The sequence below is a fragment of the Gilvimarinus gilvus genome (assembly GCF_030518155.1).
GTDB classification, from domain to species: Bacteria; Pseudomonadota; Gammaproteobacteria; order Pseudomonadales; family Cellvibrionaceae; genus Gilvimarinus; species Gilvimarinus gilvus.
The window spans coordinates 1-510 of record NZ_JAULRU010000090.1 but is presented as its reverse complement, the minus strand read 5'-3'; the positions used below and the strand labels follow the sequence as shown (position 1 = coordinate 510).

1 protein-coding gene is annotated in these 510 nt (G+C 34.7%); it reads left to right on the top strand.

Translation table 11 applies throughout. The features are described from left to right. Positions 1–205 precede the first annotated feature (205 nt). Positions 206–510 (top strand): toprim domain-containing protein (locus QWI17_RS00455; RefSeq protein WP_302720531.1); only part of this gene is annotated, 305 nt, incomplete at its 3' end.

The window sequence follows — 510 nt, the reverse complement described above, 5'->3', positions numbered from 1 at the left end:
TGGGTCGAGAAAAGACGAGAAATTAATCAACCAATGTGTAGAATTAGGCTTATTAATTCCCTACGGAACAAACAGCAAAACAGGCGGACAATCCTATAAACCATTCGGAAATAAATCCCTTGTTTTTCCGCTCAAAAACTGCCACGGGCAGACCGTATCATTTTACTTCAGATCGATTATAAGTGGTCAAAAGAATAAATCGTCTGTGAGCACTGCTCACCATTATTACTTAAAAAATCGTTCTGGAGTTTATCCAAATTATCCAAGTTCAACAACCAAAAAATTGATTTTAACCGAAAGTATTATTGATGCAGCTTCATTACTCCAATTACGAAGTACGAATTTAGAATTACGAAAATATGAAATACTTGCTTGTTTTGGAACGAATGGCTTAACAAACGAAATCCTTTCTGCAATCAAAAATCTAAATGAATTGGAAGAAATTATTTTCTGTTTTGATACAGATGAAGCGGGGCAAACAGCGACATTGAAGTATGCAAAATTACTTCA